General features: G+C 71.0%; 14 protein-coding genes. All 14 read left to right on the top strand.

The window, feature by feature from the left end:
* Positions 1–4: 4 nt before the first annotated feature.
* The 14 genes from CUC05_RS03485 to pgsA all read left to right on the top strand — a co-directional run bounded on the left by CUC05_RS03485 (position 5) and on the right by pgsA (position 15,764).
* Positions 5–838 carry an MlaE family ABC transporter permease gene (locus CUC05_RS03485; RefSeq protein ID WP_108664692.1) on the top strand — a complete coding sequence of 278 codons (834 nt, stop codon included), beginning with the start codon at positions 5–7 and terminating at the stop codon, positions 836–838.
* On the top strand, positions 838–2,046 hold the full coding sequence (locus CUC05_RS03490) for an MlaD family protein (RefSeq protein ID WP_108664693.1): 1,209 nt from the start codon (positions 838–840) through the stop codon (positions 2,044–2,046). Before CUC05_RS03485 ends, CUC05_RS03490 begins: the two co-directional genes overlap by 1 nt.
* Positions 2,043–3,275, top strand: coding sequence for an MlaD family protein (locus CUC05_RS03495; RefSeq protein ID WP_108664694.1), 1,233 nt, complete (start codon positions 2,043–2,045; stop codon positions 3,273–3,275). Before CUC05_RS03490 ends, CUC05_RS03495 begins: the two co-directional genes overlap by 4 nt.
* Positions 3,275–4,531: an MCE family protein gene (locus CUC05_RS03500; RefSeq protein ID WP_108664695.1), complete on the top strand. Its 1,257-nt coding sequence runs from the start codon at positions 3,275–3,277 to the stop codon at positions 4,529–4,531. The genes CUC05_RS03495 and CUC05_RS03500 overlap by 1 nt, the downstream gene beginning before the upstream one ends.
* The gene (locus tag CUC05_RS03505; RefSeq protein WP_108664696.1) at positions 4,528–5,889 is read left to right on the top strand and encodes an MCE family protein; all 1,362 of its coding nucleotides are present in this window, start codon (positions 4,528–4,530) and stop codon (positions 5,887–5,889) included. The genes CUC05_RS03500 and CUC05_RS03505 overlap by 4 nt, the downstream gene beginning before the upstream one ends.
* Positions 5,886–6,893: an MCE family protein gene (locus CUC05_RS03510; protein ID WP_108664697.1), complete on the top strand. Its 1,008-nt coding sequence runs from the start codon at positions 5,886–5,888 to the stop codon at positions 6,891–6,893. The genes CUC05_RS03505 and CUC05_RS03510 overlap by 4 nt, the downstream gene beginning before the upstream one ends.
* A complete protein-coding gene (locus CUC05_RS03515; RefSeq protein ID WP_157965165.1) occupies positions 6,890–8,131 on the top strand; it encodes an MlaD family protein in 1,242 nt (413 codons plus the stop codon). Before CUC05_RS03510 ends, CUC05_RS03515 begins: the two co-directional genes overlap by 4 nt.
* On the top strand, positions 8,124–8,804 hold the full coding sequence (locus CUC05_RS03520) for a hypothetical protein (protein WP_108664698.1): 681 nt from the start codon (positions 8,124–8,126) through the stop codon (positions 8,802–8,804). Before CUC05_RS03515 ends, CUC05_RS03520 begins: the two co-directional genes overlap by 8 nt.
* Positions 8,805–9,641, top strand: coding sequence for a universal stress protein (locus CUC05_RS03525; RefSeq protein ID WP_108664699.1), 837 nt, complete (start codon positions 8,805–8,807; stop codon positions 9,639–9,641).
* A gap of 52 nt (positions 9,642–9,693) precedes the next feature.
* Entirely contained in the window at positions 9,694–11,010 is a 1,317-nt protein-coding gene (locus CUC05_RS03530; protein WP_157965166.1) for an ABC transporter ATP-binding protein, read from the top strand.
* A 96-nt stretch (positions 11,011–11,106) separates the two neighbouring features.
* Positions 11,107–12,060: a glutaminase gene (locus CUC05_RS03535; RefSeq protein WP_108664700.1), complete on the top strand. Its 954-nt coding sequence runs from the start codon at positions 11,107–11,109 to the stop codon at positions 12,058–12,060.
* Positions 12,061–12,880: 820 nt separating this feature from the next.
* Entirely contained in the window at positions 12,881–13,708 is an 828-nt protein-coding gene (locus CUC05_RS03540) for a helix-turn-helix domain-containing protein (protein ID WP_170127907.1), read from the top strand.
* 8 nt (positions 13,709–13,716) lie between these two features.
* The gene (rimO, locus tag CUC05_RS03545) at positions 13,717–15,117 is read left to right on the top strand and encodes a 30S ribosomal protein S12 methylthiotransferase RimO (protein WP_157965167.1); all 1,401 of its coding nucleotides are present in this window, start codon (positions 13,717–13,719) and stop codon (positions 15,115–15,117) included.
* An 11-nt stretch (positions 15,118–15,128) separates the two neighbouring features.
* Positions 15,129–15,764, top strand: coding sequence for a CDP-diacylglycerol--glycerol-3-phosphate 3-phosphatidyltransferase (gene pgsA, locus CUC05_RS03550; protein ID WP_108664703.1), 636 nt, complete (start codon positions 15,129–15,131; stop codon positions 15,762–15,764).
* Position 15,765: the final 1 nt, after the last annotated feature.

Below are 15,765 nucleotides of genomic sequence, written 5' to 3' on the forward strand. Positions count from 1 at the left end.
GCACATGAGCGCCATCCCCGCACCGCTGTCCCGCTTCGGCCGCCGCCTCGGCGGTCCGTTCGAGAACGTCTACGACCAGTTCGCCTTCTACGGCGAGGCCCTCCGCGGCATGCCCCGCGCGTTCAAGTACGGCGGGGTCATCCTCACGCTCATCACCGACGTGGCGATCGGTGCCGGTGCCCTGGTGCTCGGCGGCGGCATGTTCTTCGTTATCGGGGCCCTGGCGTTCTTCACCGGCACGGCGGTCGGCCTGGAGGGCTACGTCGCCCTCGACCAGATCGGCGCCGAGGCCTACGTCGGGCTCGTCGCGTCCTTCGCCAACACGCGTGAGATCACCCCGCTGATCGCCGGGGTGGCCCTCGCCGCACAGATCGGGGCCGGGTTCACCGCCGAGATCGGCGCCATGCGGATCTCCGAGGAGATCGACGCGCTGGAGGTCATGAGCGTCCCGTCGCTGGTCTACCTCGTGTCGACGCGGATCTGGGCAGCGCTGATCCTTGCGATCCCGCTGTACCTCCTCGCCCTCTTCGCGTCGTACTCGGCGTCGGAGCTGATCGTGACGCAGTACTACACGGTGTCCTCCGGCGCCTACGAGCAGTACTTCGACCTGTTCCTGCCCACCATCGACGTGCTGTACAGCCTGACCAAGGCCGTGGTCTTCACGATCTTCGTCGTCCTCGTGCACTGCTACTACGGCTACAACGCCTCCGGTGGCCCTGCGGGCGTGGGCATCGCGGTGGGCAACGCGATCCGCGTCTCGCTGGTGGGCGTGGTCCTCCTCAACCTGCTGCTCTCGGTGATCTTCTACGGCGGCGGCAACACGGTGCGGATCGCCTGATGGGCCGTTCGACCGCTGCCCGGGCGTTCCTCGGACTGCTGATCATCGTCGTGGTGGGTGCCGTCGGCTGGTTCGGCACGCGCGCCGCACAGGGCGCCTTCGCCGAGGACTACCGCTTCACCGTCGTCATGGGCGAGACGGGCCAGGGCCTCGTCAACGGCTCCGACGTCGTGGCCCGGGGAGTCCTGATCGGCAAGGTCGGCGCCATCGAGCTCAACGACGACCTCGAGGCCGAGGTCGAGCTGATCCTCGAGCCGCAGTACCGCATCCCCGAGGACGCCCAGTTCGCCATCGTCGGCAAGACGTTGTTCGGCGAGAAGCAGCTGGAGGTGCGCTTCGACGGGCCACGCGAGCTGGCCGCCGCGTTCATCCCCGACGAGGGACGCGTCTCCGACGTCAACCAGATCGTCGAGGTGCAGGACGTCCTGCAGGACCTCGACGGGCTGCTCGGCGCCATCGATCCCGAGGACCTGGCTGTCGTCGTCAACGACGGCATGGGGGCCTTCGTCGGCCAGGAGGACTCCATCGCCCGCGCCATCGACCAGGGTGCCCGGGCGACCAACGTGCTGTCCCGCAGCCTCGACGACCAGGTGCCGACCCTCCGCGACCTGTCGCTCGTGGCAGAGGCGCTCGGTCCCGTGGGCGACGAGTTCAACCGCATCGCCAGCACCATCGACGGTGGCGCCCTGGACACCATCACGGCCAACCAGGACCGCCTGCGGTTCATGCTCGCAGAGCTCAACGCCTTCTCCGACCAGCTCGACATCGTGCTGGAGCTGACCCGTCCCGACCTCGACCGGCTGATCGTCGAGGGCGACAACGTCACCCGCGTGCTGTTCGCCTACCGGCCGGAGCTCGCCGACATGGTCGAGGGCATCAACGACTACGCCGACATCATCGGCAACGGCGGGCAGACCGACCCCGGGTGGAGCGGTTTCGCGGCCGGCTTCCAGATCCTCATCGAGGAACCGATCACCGGCGAGCTGTGCGCCGACGTGCCACCGGAGCTCGCGGCCGTCCTGCCGATCTGCAGCGGGACCGCACCCCCACCGGGCGGCGGTGACGGCGGCCCGCCGCAGCTGCCGGTGCTCGCCATCCCCGACGTCGTGGTCGCCGCCCCGCAGGCGCCCGTCGGCGACGGCGCGATCACCGACGTGTTCACGCAGGTCCTCGGTGACCTCGACCTGCTCCTCGGAGGCGGCCAGTGACCGACCGCCTGCCAGGCACCAAGTTCGTCCTGTTCGCGATCGTCTGCACGATCGCGGCCGGATGGGTCACCTCGATCTCCGGCAACATCGCGCTGGACCGGATCATCCCGACCGTCCTGCCCTTCCTCGACGATGCCAAGGTCTTCGAGGCCGAGCTCGAGGAGGCCGCCGGCCTGCTGGTCGGTGACGACGTGCGCGTCGCGGGGGTCGACGTGGGCCGGGTCAACAGCATCCGCCTCGAGCGGGGCCTCGCGGTGGTGGAGTTCGAGGTGTCCGACGACATCGAACCGACCACCACCTGGGGGGTCGGTGCGCGTTGGCGCAACGTCATCGGCCAGCGGTTCCTCTACCTCTATCCCGCGCCCGGCGGCGTGCCGCTGCCGGAGGGGGAACGCATCGACATCAGCAAGGCCGTCGCCGTCGCCGACCTCGCGGCGTTCGTCGACCAGATCACCCCGCTGCTGGAGGCCATCGACCCCGTCAGCCAGAACAAGCTGACCCAGGCGCTCAACGACACCCTGATCGGACGTGAGGACGACATCCAGAACCTGGTCGTCAACCTGTCGGATCTGGCGGACACCGTGTCGTCGCAGGAGCCGGAGATCCGCGCGGTCATCGCAAACGCCAACCTGCTGCTGGGCGAGTTCAACACCAGGGAGGCCGAGCTGGTGGGCTTCATCGACCAGCTCCGGCTGGTCTCCAGCACGCTGGCCAGCCGCAACGGCGAGCTGCTGGACGCCGCGGTCGACCTGACGCGTGTGCAAGCCGAGCTCGGACGGCTCATCGCCGCCAACGACGACGGGCTGGTGTCCTCCCTGGACAACATCGAGCAGGTGACCGACCGGATCGGCGAGCAGCGGGGGTCCTTCGAGGACACCCTGGCCTCGCTCCGACAGGGCCTGGCGTCCTACATGCTGTCCACCCGCGGCGGCCAGTGGTTCAACGTCCGTGCGGTCGCCGTGCAGGTCCAGGCCGGCGGGACGGTCGTGTCCTGCGTCACCGAGAGCGCGACGGCCTGCTCCATCCCCAACAGCCCCAACCACCCCAGCGCCGGCACGACCCCCACGTCGGGCACGTCCGGGCCGGCCGCACCGCCCGAGCTGTCCTACGCCCCGGAACGGCTGGACGCCATCGAGGTCGTCACCGGCATGCCCCTGCTGACCGCCCAGGACGTTGCCCTCGGGACCTCCGCGCCCCGGGGCGCCGGGACCGGGGAGGAGGGTCGCTGATGGGCAAGCAGTTCATCGAGCGCAGTCCCGTCATCATCGGGATCATCGCCGCGGCCCTCATCGCCGGCACGCTGTTCGTGTCGCTGGCCGTGACCCGTGAGGACCTGACCGGCGGGTACACGCTGACGATGGAGTTCGCCGACGCCAACGGCCTCGCGGCTGGGGACATCGCCATCGTCGCCGGGATCCAGGCCGGCCGCGTGCTGGAGGTCGACATCGTCGAGGACCACGTCGAGGCCATCGTGCAGATGGACGGCGGGGTCGAGCTGCCCGAGAACACCCGCGCATCCATCACCGTGCGGACCCTCGTCGGCAAGAAGGCCATCGACCTCGACACCGGCATCAGCGAGGCGGCCTTCAACGGGCCGCTGCTGCAGGACGGCGACCGCATCGGCATCGAGAACACCCGCGTGACCATCGACGTCCCGCAGCTGGCGGAGAGCGCCGAGGACCTGCTGACCGAGATCGACTCCGACGCCCTCAACACGCTGCTCGTCGCCGTGGCCGACGTCACCCGCGACCAGCGCGACGAGGTCTCGCGGCTCGTGGACTCCGGTACCGACCTGACCGAGCTGGTCAACTCCCAGGAGCAGCAGATCCGGCTGCTGCTGCGCAACCTGTCGACGCTCAGCCAGACGCTGGAGTCCCGCGACGAGGAGCTGGTCGGCATCATCGACGACCTCGACGTCGCCATGGGCAACATCGCGGCCCGCCGGGCGGACCTGCAGAACCTGCTCCGCGAGACCCAGACGACCGGGGCGGTCACCGCCGACTTCCTCGCCCGCGTGCGTGGCGACCTCGACGCGGTGCTCGACGAGCTGCACCTCGACCTCGAGATCGTCCGCCGCCACCAGGTGGACCTCGCCGAGGGCCTGGCCTACGCCGGGGACGCCCTCAACGGGTACGCCTCCATCGGGTTCGCTGGCGACCAGCCGGTGCCGTGGGGCCACGTGTTCGTCACCTCCGCCGGCCCCGTGGGCGTCGACGTCCTCGTCGGGTGCGGCGGCCTCGTCGACCAGCAGCTCGACGCCATCCTCGGCCCGGACCCCCGGACCTGCGAGGAGCAGGGCGTCACGAGCACACCCGACACCCAGGACCCGCCACCACCGGAGGGTGAGGACAGCGGAGCGCTGATCCCGGTCCTGCCCGACCTGCTGGGCGGCGGCGGCGCCGTGATCGTCCGGGCCCCCCAGGAGCTCGGCATCGACGTCGGCCCCCGTTCGCTGATGCGGATGCTGGAAGGGGCGTCCCAGTGACCCGCGCTCGCCTCGCCCTCGTCGCCACGCTGATGGCCCTCGCCGTCGTCGCGTCGGCCTGTGTGTCGCTGACCGGCAGCGACGACGCCCCCGAGGACATCGTCGTCACCGCCACGGTGCTGCGGACCGCCAACCTGTTCGTCGGGTCCGAGGTCCGCGTGCTCGGCGTACCCGTCGGTGAGGTGTCCGCCATCGAGCCCAAGGGCGACGTCGTCGACATCGAGCTGACCCTCGACGGCAGCCGCGACTACCCGGCCGACGTCAACGTCCGGCTGACTCCCCAGTCCCTGCTCGGCGAGCGGTTCGCCGCACTCGACCCGCCCTACATCGAGGGGCCGACCCTCCAGACCGGTGCCCACGTGCCCATGGAGCGGACCGGCATCCCCGCCGAGGTCGACGAGGTCCTGCGGTCCTTCGAGGAGTTCCTCGCCGCGCTGGACGGCGACGCGCTGGCCGACCTGATCGACGTGCTGGCCGACACCCTCGACGGCAACGGCCAGGGCCTCAACGACCTCATCGCCTCCGGTGCCGACACCGTCCGGGTGCTGTCGGACAGCTCGGTGGACCTCAACCAGGTGGTCCGTGACCTCGCCGACCTCAACGAGACCCTCGCCACCCGCGAGGAGCGCATCGGATCGACGCTGCGCAACACCTCCACGGTCCTGCGCAACCTGCAGGACGACCGCGACCTGCTGATCGGGGCGCTCAACGAGCTCCAGCGTGCCGTCGGGGAGCTGCAGCCGATCGTCGTCGAGCACGGCGACCCGCTGGTGCGTGACCTCGACACCCTGGCCACGACCCTGTCCACGGTCGACCGCAACCTGGAGCGCATCGGCGACTCGCTCGTCGGCAGCCGGTCGCTGTTCGAGACCGCCGGCCGCGTCATCGACTGGGAGAACGCACGACTGCCGCTGGACAACGAGGCCGGCTACCTGACCGGTGCGCTGTCGGATCGGCTCGAGGACCGCATCCTCGGGCTGTGCCTCCGGCTGGACCTGGCCGACTGCAGCGTCGTCGAGGACATCCTGGCCGAGATCCCCGACCTGTGCCTTCCCGGCCTGTGCGTGGCCCCCGAGGGTGGCGGCACGACCCTCACCGAAGCCCTCGGCATCGCGCTGTCCTCACTCCCGCTGGAGGCCCGGACGGCCATCGCCGACGACATCGCCGCCAGGCAGGCCGAGGCGATCGCATCACCACCGGCGACGCCACCCGCCCCGGCGCCGCTGCCCGGTGCCGACCCGCGACTGTCGGGCCGTGGGTCCGTGCCCGTGCCGGAAGCCGACGGCGGCGGCAACGGCGGGCTGTTGCCCGACCTGGGCCTGCTCGGTGGTAGCGACGACGAGGAGGACGGCCGATGACCCGCTGGTTGACCGCGGTCCTCGCGACGCTCGCCCTGCTCGCCGGCGGCTGCACGGGCAGCGACGCCACCGTCGTGCTGGCCACCTTCGAGGACGTCGCCGACCTGACGACCAACGCCTCGGTCCGCCTGGCCGACGTCCCGATCGGCACCGTCGCCGACATCGAGCTCGACAGCGAGCTGCAGGCGATGGTCACGATGGAGATCGACCCCGACGTCGCCCTGCCCGGCCGGCTGCGGGCCCGCCTGCGCAAGACGTCGGTCCTCGGCGAGCGCTTCATCGACCTCGTTCCCGTCGGCGAGGGTGGCGAGTGGATCTCGGGCAACGAGGTCGAGGACACCGAGGTCGTACCCGAGCTCGAGGAGGTCATCCAGACCTCCACCGACCTGCTCATCGCCGTCAGCACCGACACGCTGGCCGGCGCCATCCGCTCCGGCGCCGAGGGCCTCGACGGCCGCGGCGCCACCCTCGGACAGATCATCGACGACCTCAACGCCGTGTCGACGACCTACAACGCCAACTCCGCGGACCTCGTCCGGTTGCTCGACGGGCTGGACCAGTTCCTCGACACCGTCGGCCCGCAGGCGGAGATGCACGGCCGGGCCCTGGCGGAGATCCAGCAGTTCACCCGGGTGCTGGCGGAGGAGGACGACAACCTCGTGGACACGCTGGTGAACCTCCAGGACCTGGCCGAGACCGGGACCGACATCATGGTCACCCACCAGCAGCGCATCGACGACTTCGTCCGGAGGCTGGACGGCATCACCGAGGAGCTGACCCGCGAGTCGACGCTCACCGCCCTCGACCGGCTGTTCGTCAACCTGGCCCAGCACAACTTCTCCACCATCCGCGGCATCAACAACGAGCACGCGCAGGTGGTGCTCGACATGATCGTCTGCGGCATCAACGACATCCCGGGGGACCCGGTCCGTGGGTGCACCGACCCGCCGCAGGGGCGCGAGATCCCGACCCCCCGTCCGACACAGGTGGACTACGACCAGTGAAGAAGCGGACGTTCATCAACCTGGTCACCGTGGTGCTGGCCTCCTCGGTGCTGGCCCTCTACGCCCTCACACAGCTCGTCGCCGGCGCCGTGTTCGGACAGGGGTATCCCGTCTACGTCGACCTGCCGGAGGCCGGGGGCCTGACGGAGAACAAGCAGGTCACCTACCGCGGCGTGGGCATCGGCAGCATCGCCAGCGCCGACCTGCACGAGGACGGGGTGCGCCTGGAGCTGGAGATCGACCAGGACGCCCGGATCCCCGAGGACGTCGACCTCGTCGTCCTGCGCCAGTCCGCGGTCGGTGAGCAGGCCGTCGACTTCCGCCCGCGTGTGCCGGAGTCCGCCACGACGCAGTACTACGAGGAGGGCGACGTGATCGTGCCCCTCTCCATCGTGCTGCCCACCAAGCCCGAGGACCTGCTCGAGGTCGCCAACCGCGTGTTCGGCAACGTCGACAACGACCAGGCCGCCAGGCTGATCAGCGAGCTGGCCGACACCGTCCGTGGACGGTCGGAGGACCTGCAGTCGATCATGACCGACTCCGCGGCGCTGTCGGAGTCCGTGGCCGACAACGGTGCGGAGTACGACCGCCTGTTCGCCGCCAGCCGCATCGTCAACGCCTCCCTCGCGGAGAACCGGGACGTCCTGGCCGACCTGCTGACCGACTTCGCCGACAGCGCCCAGCTGATCGGGGAGATCAGGGCCGACGTCGACGGGCTGCTCGACACGGTCCCGCCGACCCTCGCGCTCACCACCTCGGTGCTGCAGCGCGGCGACGCGAACCTCGCCTGCTCGATCCGCGACCTCGCCAACCTCAACGAGTACGTCAGCGACGCGCCCAACCTGGAGAACCTCGGCGAGACGATCCGCCAGCAGGCCTACTTCTTCGACGCCTTCCGGATCATCGGGCCGACGAGCGCCCAGGGCGAGCCGTGGCTGCGCGTCAACTTCCTGCTCGAGCCCGAACCGCCAGCCGAACGCTACGTTCCGCGGCGGCCCATCCCCGACACCCTGCCCGGTGGGGCGTGCGAGTCGGTCTTCGGACCCGGCGCCACCTCGGCGTTCCAGCTGAACCACCAGCTGGCAGTCCCGGAGGGAGAGGTCGTGCGCCCGGAGAACGACCGCGGCAACCCCGAGGCACGGGTCTCGACGTCGGCTGGTCTGTCCCGCCTGCTGCGCCTGCCCGACCTCTCGGTGCCCGTCGCCCCCGGCGGCTCGGAGGTGGGCAGCGGTGGCTGACCGTGCCACGGTGCCCCACGACATCGGTGGGGACGACCTCGACGCGGACGCCCTCGCCGGTGACCGGGCCACCACGGTGCGGCCGGCCGACGGCCTGCCCGACACCGTCGCGGTCCCGGTGCGCAGCCTGCTGTGGCGCGCCCGGATCGGCGTCGCCGTGGGTGCGCTCGGCCTGATCCTCGCCGCCGTGTTCTTCCTCGGTGCGCAGGACCTCCGTCGCGAGGCTGCCGTCCGCGAGGACGTCCGCGAGGCCGGTGAGCTGGTGGCCCTGCGGGTCACCACCTTCGAGGGCAGCGACATCGACGACTGGGTCACCGACACCCAGAGCCTGTCCACCGGCGACTACGCCCGAGAGGTCGCCGAACGGTTCGACCCCGCCATCAGGCAGGGCCTGGCCGACGCGCAGGTCCAGTCGGTGGGCACGGTGCTGAGCGCCTTCGTGCAGGACGTGCGGGACGAGACCGCGACCGTCTTCGCGGTCATGCGCCAGACCTACACCTCTGCGCTGCAACCCCAGCAGGTCTCCGACGAGCTTCGCATGGAGATCGAGCTGACCCTCGTCGAGGGGGAGTGGCTGGCCAGCGACGTCGCCGTCCTCGGACCCTCGACCATCACCCCGATCGACCAGGACGCCGCGGGGCCGTCCGGCGATCCCGAGCCCGAGGAGGGCTAGATGTCCGTCTACAGTTCCGTGATCGTCGGCACCGACGGGTCGGTGACCGCCGGCCGCGCGGTCCGCCGGGCCGCCACCGTTGCCGCCGGCATCGGCATCCCGCTGATCGTCGCGACCGCGTACACGCGCGTCCGGCCCGAGGAGCTCGGCCCCCGGTCGGTGCAGGCAGAGCTTCCCGAGAACATCGGGGCGTTCGGCTACATCGGCGCGCAGGAGACCGCCCGCGACGGCGTGTCGATCGCACTGAAGGCCTTCCCCGACCTGGACGTCGACGTGGCCACCCCGCAGGGCGACCCCGCGGATGCGCTGCTGGAGTTCACCGAGACCCGCGGCAACGCGCTGCTGGTCATCGGTGGCCAGGGCCTCGGGGCGACCGGGCTGTTCCTGCTCGGCAACGTCCCCAACAAGATCACCCACCACGCCGTCGGCGACGTCATGGTCGTCCGCACCGGCCGTGAGCGCGAGGACGAGGCCCCTCGCCGGGTCCTGATCGGCACGGACGGGTCCAGGACCGCCACCAAGGCGCTGGACCGCGGCATCGCCGTGGCCAGCTCGCTCGGCGCAGGCGTGACGGTGCTGACCGTCGGCCGGTCCAGCTGGGCCGCCGACGTGCTGGCCGAGGCGTCGGCCCGGGTCGAGGCCGCGGGTGTGCCGGTCGAGACCGAGCAGCACGACGGCGACGCCGCCGCGGTGCTGGTCGAGCGTGCCGCGGACTACGATCTGCTGGTGCTGGGCAACCGTGGCATGACCGGCGCCCGCCGGTTCCTGCTCGGCAGCGTCCCCAACAAGGTGTCGCACCACGTGGGCGCGGACCTGCTGATCGTCAAGACCACGTGATCGCTGCACCACGCCGGGAGACCGCCGGATCCATACAGAAGCGAGGCCACCGATGACCGACCACGATCATGAGCTGCCGAAGCCGCCGCGTGCGGCGTCCGCCGTGCCGCCGCCCGTCGTGCCCGGGCCGCCGGCCACCGGGCCGTCGGGCGTGGGTGCCGGGTCGACCATCGAGTACGACCTGCACCCGTCGGGGTCCACCTCGGTCCGTCCGGGGTCGGCCTCGCCCACCCCGCCGGCACCGGCGCCACCCGCGCCCCAGCCGCCCCCGTTCCCGGCGTCCTCCCCCCCGCAGACGCAGGAGACCGTGCACCAGTACGACCACCAGCCGCAGTCCAGCTCCGTCGCGGTGCTCAACGAGCCGATCCCCACCGGGTTCGGCGGCCAGCTCGAGCTGGACGAGTACGGCAACCCGGTCCCGCCCCCCGAGGGATTCGAGCTGCCCGACGGGTGGGCCCCCTGCCCAGACGGGGCCGACCGGCGCGAGTGGGTCCTCGACCCGACCCAGCCCGAACCGAAGATCCGGATCCGCCACCTCACCAAGGCGTTCGGGTCCCGGGTCATCTGGGAGGACCTGACCTTCGACATCCCCAAGGGCAAGGTCACCGTGGTCCTGGGGCCGTCCGGTACCGGCAAGTCGGTGCTGCTGCGCCACCTGATCGGCTTGCTGCGCCCCACAGAGGGCCAGCTGTGGGTCGACGACAAGAACGTGCCGACCCTGCGCAACCGGCCGCTGCTGGAAGTGCGCAAGAAGTACGGCGTGCTGTTCCAGGACGGTGCCCTGTTCGGCTCGATGACGATCTACGACAACGTCGCCTTCCCGCTCCGCGAGCACACGCGCAAGAACGAGAAGGAGATCAAGGAGATCGTCGAGTACAACCTCGAGATCGTCGGCCTGTCGGATGCCGCCAAGCTGTTCCCCGGTGAGATCTCCGGCGGCATGCGCAAGCGTGCGGGCCTGGCCCGCGGGCTGGTCCTGGACCCCGAGATCCTGCTGTTCGACGAGCCGGACTCGGGCCTGGACCCCGTCCGCACGGCGTTCCTGAACGAGCTGATCCTGGACCTCAAGGAGAAGCTCGACTCGACGTTCGTGATCGTGACCCACCACATCCCGACGGCCAAGAACGTCAGCGACAACCTGGCGCTGCTGTACCGCCGTCAGCTGATGCTGGCCGGCCCGAAGGAGCGCCTGCTCAACTCCGACATGGCCGTGGTCCGCCAGTTCCTGCGCGGTTCGACGATGGGCCCGATCGGGATGAGCGAGGAGAAGGACTCCGGCGACGTCACCGCCAAGTACGACGAGTCGGCGGACCAGTTCTCGCTGGAGGACATGCGCGACGACGCCGAGCTCCCCGGCGCCGAGCGGTAGGTCGGATCCGGCCGGGTTGTCGAGCGACACGCGGCTGGCAGGGTTGCCTCGGTGCCCGACGGGCGCCCATCGACTGACGACGCGAGGCTGCAGGTCATGGCCGAGATCTCCCTGGACAGACACGAGGCCCCCGGTGTGGGGCAGCTCGACACGATCCTTCCGCGGATCGCCGACGAGGTGGCGGAGCTGACCGGGCAGGGCCGGGTGGCCGACTACATCCCGGCCCTCGCCCGCGTGCCCGCCGAGCGGTTCGCCCTCTCGGTCAACCCGCTGCGTGGCGAGCCGGTGCACGTCGGGGACCACGACACGACGTTCTCCATCCAGTCGATCTCCAAGGTGTTCACGCTGACCCTTGCGCTCCAGCGGTTCGAGGGCGACCTGTGGACGCGGATCGGGCGGGAACCCTCCGGTGACCCGTTCAACTCCCTGGTGCAGCTCGAGCACGAGAACGGCATCCCGCGGAACCCGTTCATCAACGCCGGGGCGATCGTGGTGGCCGACCTGCTGCTGACCTGCCTGGAGGACCCGCTGCACGAGCTGGTCACCATGGTCAGCGAGCTGGCCGGCTCCAAGATCGTCGTCGATGGCGAGGTGGCGCTCAGCGAGGCCGAGACGGGCTATCGCAACCGGTCGCTCGCCCACCTCATGAAGGGGTTCGGCAACATCATCCACGACCCCGAGGACGTGCTGGACGTCTACTTCGCCCAGTGCTCCCTGGCGATGACCAGCGACCAGCTGGCCCGGTCGCTGGCCTACCTGGCCAACGATGGGGTCGACCCGGTCTCGGGCGACCGCGTGCTGGAGGTCAGCCAGGCCCGGCGCGTCAACGCCCTGATGTTGACCTGCGGGACCTACGACGCGGCCGGCGAGTTCGCCTTCCGCGTCGGCATCCCCTGCAAGTCCGGCGTCGGCGGGGGAGTGGTCGGCATCGTCCCCCACCACATGACCGCCTGCGCCTGGTCCCCGGGCCTGGACCACACCGGCAACTCCGTGAAGGGCCGCGCCGCCCTCGAACACCTCGTCACCCAGACCGGCCTCTCCGTGTTCTGAGTTTGTTGGTCCTCGCTCTGCTGGCTGGTCCTCACTCCGTTCGGACGGTCCTCGGGCTCGTGACCGACGATCCGCTCCGCCGATTCTCGCCTCTCGCAAGCTCGTGGCTGCGAGTCTTGCTCACGGAGCGTCGGCGCCCTGCGGCGGTCTGTGGTCGGTTCGGTCGCCGTGGTCGGGCTGGCGTGTGGCTTGGGCGTCTCTGAGGGTGGCCGATCGCACGCGGGGTGGGGCCTCGTGTGCGATCCACGCCCTCCGGCGGCGTGGGTGCCACACACCGGCCGAGGGTGTGCGCGATGGACAGCCCAAGGGGAGGGTGAACGCACACACCAGTTGTGTGCCGGGGCCGCCGAGGTGCCGACGCGGCGCCGCCGCCCGGCGTGGCGCCCGGCCGCCCGTGGTCGGGCTGGGGTGTGGCCTGGGCGCCGCTGAGGGTGGCCGATCGCACGCGGGGTTGGGCCGCGTGTGCGATGGATGCCTTCCAGCAGCGTGGGTGCCACACCCCGGCCGAGGGTGTGCGCGATGGACAGCCCAAGGGGAGGGTGAACGCACACACCAGTCGTGTGCGGTGCCCACCGTGGTCCCCACGCACCGCCGCAGGGCGCCGACGACTCCGTGGTGGAGCACCGCAGTGTCCGATGCGAAGCGAGGACCGAGGAGCTCGCGCCGCGGATCGTCGGTTGCGAGCCCGAGGACCGTCCGAGCGCAGCGAGGCAGTGTGAAGGGACCAACCAACAACCCGAGGACCAAGGACGACCACCCCGCCCACATGGTCCGGTGGGGGAGGGTTCTCGGGTCGATCCCGCCGCTACCCTCGACCTGCATGGCCGGAATCGGAGAGACGCTGCGGGCAGAGCGTCGGCGGCAGGGGCGCACCCTGGCCGACGCTGCCGCTGAGACGCGTGTACGTGAGTCCTACCTCGCCGCGATCGAGGAGGACGACTTCGCCGTGCTCGGCGGGGACGTCTATGCCCGCGGCTTCATCCGCCTCTACGGGCGATACCTCGACCTCGACGCCGAGGCGCTGGTCGAGGCCTACCGGGCCAACCACGACACCGGTGAGGAGGTCGCGGCCTTCCCCGGCTCCAGCATCGACGACATCCTCCCGCCAGACGGTGGCACCCGACTGCCGTTCAACCCCGCGATCCTCGGGGCCGTCGGGCTGGTGGCCCTCCTCGTCATCGCCTTCTTCGCCTTCCGCGGTGGCGGCGAGGCCGAGGGCGAGGCCACCGAGGACCCCAACGCCCCCGGTCCCTCGCCGGCGGAAGTCGCCGAGGTCCCCGACGAGGCCCCCACGGAGGACGACGGGCAGGCGCTGGCCAACACCCCCGCCGACCCCCTCGTCGACGCCTCCACACCTGCCCAGCTCGACGGCCCGGCGCTCACCGAGGTGGTCATCGAGGTCTCGGTCCTGCAGCCCGTCCGGCTCAACGTCGTCGAGGGCCAGCCGCCCGTGAGCAACGCCCAGCTGGACGTCGGTGACTCCCGCACCCTGACCGGTGATCCGGCCGTGGTGTTCAGGGTCAGCGATGCCGCCGCCGTCGACATCACCGTCAACGGCCTACCATTGGTCGGCCTCGGCGGACCCGGACAAGCCGTCGAGGTGTCCTGCGCCATCGGCGAGCAGGCCTGCCAAGTTCGCGTGATCTGAGCCCCATCGTGACCGACTCCACCCTCACCCCTCCCGCCAGCGACCGTCGTCGCGTGGCCATCGTCACGCTGGGCTGCGGCCGCAACGAGGTGGACTCCGACAACGTCGGCGGCCTGCTCGGCAGCGGCGGCTTCGACATCGTCGACGACCCCGACGGCGCGGACTGCGTGATCGTCAACACCTGCACGTTCATCGGCCCGGCGCGCGAGGAGTCCATCGAGACCGTCCTCGACGCCGTCGACGGGGACCGGCCGGTCGTCGTCATGGGCTGCATGGCCGAGCGGTACGGCGACGAGCTCGCCGAAGCCGTCCCCGAAGCTGCCGCCGTCGTCGGGTTCGGCCAGTACACCCAGCTCGCCGACATCGTCGGCCGGGCCATCGACGGGTCCCCGGCCGTCGCACCAGCCACCATCGCGCCGGCGTCCACCGGACGCCGTGGCCTGCCGGTCCTCGGCGCCGGCCCCGCCGGACCCGACGCGCCGCCCAACGTCTCCTTCCCGGTCCGCACCGTCCCCAAGGGGCCGTGGGCCTACCTCAAGATCGCCGGCGGCTGCGACCGCGTCTGCACCTTCTGCTCCATCCCCTCCTTCCGTGGGCGCTTCGTGTCCCGGCCGCTGGAGGAGCTCGAGGCCGAGGTGCGCTGGCTGGCCTCCACCGGCGTGCGCGAGCTGGTCTGCGTCAGCGAGAACACCACTTCCTGGGGCAAGGACCTCGACAGCGGCCGCCACGGCCAGGTCGACCTCGTCGAGATGTTCGACCGGGTCGAAGGGCTGGAGATGGTCCGCCTGATGTACCTGCAGCCGGCCGAGATCATCCCCGAGCTGCTCGACGCGATGGCCGCCTCCGACACCGTCGTGCCCTACTACGACCTGTCGTTGCAGCACGCCAGCGAGTCCGTCCTCGACCGCATGGCCCGCTCGGGGTCGCCCGAGCGCTTCCTCGACCTGATGGAGGGCATCCGCCGGCGGGATCCCGACGCGGTCTTCCGCTCCTCCTTCATCACGGGTTTCCCCGGTGAGACCGAGGCCGACGTCGAGACGTTGATGGACTTCGTCGGCGACGCCGGGATCGACTGGTCGGGTGTGTTCACCTACTCACCCGAGGACGGCACCCCCGCCGCCACCATGGACGACCAGGTCCCCACCGACGAGGCCCGTGCCCGCGCCGACGCCGTCACCGAGGTGATCGAGGCCGTCGCGCAGGAACGCACCGACGCCTTCGTCGGCCGGACCCTGGAGATGCTGGTGGAGTCCCACGAGGGCGACACCGCCATCGGCCGCAGCTACCGCGAGGCCCCAGAGACCGACGGCGAGATCCGCGCCGAGGGCGTGCAGACCCCGGTCGGGCGCATGGCGCCGGTCACCATCGTCGCCAGCGACGGCGTCGACCTCGTCGCCCGGCCGGCGTAGCGGACAGGGACGTGGCCGACACCGACCACCCCCACGGCGACCACCCCACCGGCGGCGCCGCGGCGGCGACGGCGGAACCCTCCCCCCTCAACCTGGCGAACGCCTTCACGTTCCTGCGGGTCCTCCTGGTGCCCGTCATCGGGGTCCTGCTCGCCCGCAGCAGCGGCGACGCCGGCACCGCCACCCGCTGGTGGGCGTTCGGCATCTTCGTCTTCGCGGCCCTGACGGACTCCATCGACGGCTGGGTTGCCCGGCGGCTGGTCGGCGTGACCCGCTGGGGACAGCTGGCCGACCCCCTGGCGGACAAGCTGCTGATCATCGGGTCGCTGGCGATCCTCGCGGCGCTGGGGGAGCTCCCATGGTGGGCCGTCGTCGTCATCATCGCCCGCGAGGTGTTCGTCACCTGGCAACGGGGCGCGCTGCTGCGGGACCACGACGTCGTCATGCCCGCCAGCGTGTGGGGCAAGGTCAAGACCGTCACGCAGGTCATCGCCGTGACCCTGTACCTGTACCCCGGGGTGGCCGACGTGGCGTTCGTGGTGCTGCTGCTCGCCGTCGCGGCGACGGTCGGCAGCGGACTGGAGTACCTCGCCCGCGTCCAGCGGCTTCGCCAGCAGGCCATCGCCGCCGCCAACGGAGGATCATGAC

Origin of the sequence: Euzebya rosea, from assembly GCF_003073135.1 — a bacterium.
Taxonomy (GTDB): Bacteria; Actinomycetota; Nitriliruptoria; order Euzebyales; family Euzebyaceae; genus Euzebya; species Euzebya rosea.